Origin of the sequence: Streptococcus sp. HMSC034B03 (assembly GCF_001838575.1) — a bacterium.
GTDB lineage: Bacteria > Bacillota > Bacilli > Lactobacillales > Streptococcaceae > Streptococcus > Streptococcus anginosus.
Genome location: NZ_KV837624.1, coordinates 1 through 1292 on the forward strand (window position 1 = coordinate 1; position 1292 = coordinate 1292).

Consider the following 1292-nt stretch of genomic DNA (forward strand, 5'->3'; position numbering starts at 1 on the left):
CTTACTCTCCATTAGTAGAATACAACGGTGTTCACAAATGGTTTGCGAAGACAGACCTTCTCTTGAAAGACGGTACAAGATTAGCTAAAGGTACTGACTTGACGCAATATGTCAGCCAAACGATTGATCACAAGTCAAGAACAGTTGTGTATTCATTCTCTAGTGACTTCTTGAGCAAGATTTCAGATAATAGTGAATTCCAAGCTACAGGTTACATGCAAGTGAAACAACTGAATACTGGTACCGTGAAGAACACCTTTACTGAAATTATCAACAATGTTGAACGTGATTCTAATACGGTAACAGTAGACTCACCTCAAGATTATGGTGATGTTGTGGTTCACTATGTAGATGAATCTGGTAAGAAAATTAAAGAAGATGTAACGGATACTTCTCATTCTAAGGTTGGTGAAAACTACGATACAACAGACCACAAGACGACAGCGATTAAGTCTGGTGATAAAGTGTACAACCTTGTTCCTGAAAAGACAAAAGGTAATGAAAAAGGTAAAGTTACAAAAGGCGTTACCGAAGTTACTTATGTCTACAAGGAAGTGAAAGCAGAACCGACTAAGAAAGGTACAAATGCTAAGGGTGAAGATGTCAATGGTAAGACAATGTTGGCTGGCTCAACAGAAATCTACACTATCAACATCGACAACGACCAATACAAAGGTCTTACAGGTGTAACCGAAAAAGACAAGCAAGCTGGCTTAATGTTGGTTGAAAAATATTCTGGTAAGTATGTCACTCCTAACTTGGCTGGTGTTCGTGTAACAACAGAAGACGGTAAAGTACAAAGCGGCTTCACAACCAAGATTTACAAATCTCTAGCAGAAGCTCCACAAAAAGTTCAAGATTACATCAAGGCAAAAGGATTGCAAATCGACGGTGAATTTGCCGTAACAACTTCAGATGATCCAGTTGCTTACACAAACAACTATGTCTTGAAAGGTATCAACCTCAAACTGATCTTCCCAACAACGGTTAAGAAAGACATCAAGGATGCTAGCAAGTACGATAACAAAGCTTATCAAATTGATTTTACTGGTATCCATGATACAAACCTTGTAACCAACAACATTCCGAAGATCAATCCGAAGAAAGATGTTGTAGCAACTGTTGAAGATGGTCAAAAAGACCAGAATTCATTGAGTGGTAAGACAGTTAAGGTTGGACAAGTTTACAACTTTGAATTGGAAACCTCTTACTTGCCAGCTAACCGTGGTCAAGCGATTGAAAAGATGGAAGTGAAGGACACTTACTCTCCATTAGTAGAATACAACGGTGTT

The 1292-nt window shown here is 38.6% G+C and carries 1 protein-coding gene; it reads left to right on the forward strand.

The window, feature by feature from the left end:
* Positions 1-1292 (forward strand): SspB-related isopeptide-forming adhesin (locus tag HMPREF2634_RS02005; RefSeq protein WP_180363037.1); only part of this gene is annotated, 1292 nt, incomplete at both ends.